The sequence below is a fragment of the Shewanella sp. 1180_01 genome, assembly GCF_052850535.1.
This window is the reverse complement of record NZ_VXCT01000216.1, coordinates 1-296: the sequence shown is the minus strand read 5'-3', so window position 1 is coordinate 296 and position 296 is coordinate 1. Positions and strand designations below refer to the sequence as shown.

The window sequence follows — 296 nt, the reverse complement described above, 5'->3', positions numbered from 1 at the left end:
CTGCGCAAACTGTGCCGCACCATTATTGCCGACATGGGCGTAGATACCATGGTGGGTGAGCGGATATTGAATCACACCTTGCCATTATTGCTGCGCACTTACGTCAACAGCACCCTAGATAAGGGCATGTTGATGGCGTTGGATGCCTACCACGCACACTTAATCACGCTGGGGTTTGATGATGTGGCGCCCGAGATTATGCGCCAATCGACCACTGAGCCGAGTGAGCCGGACGAGCCAATGTTAGTGGGGTGGTTATGACGATAACGATAACAATATCAATTAGAACAACTAGA

1 pseudogene is annotated in these 296 nt (G+C 50.7%); it reads left to right on the top strand.

Annotated features, from left to right (window positions below):
- Window positions 1-261, top strand: a pseudogene (locus FW758_RS24925) (tyrosine-type recombinase/integrase); the annotation flags it as partial.
- Window positions 262-296: the final 35 nt, after the last annotated feature.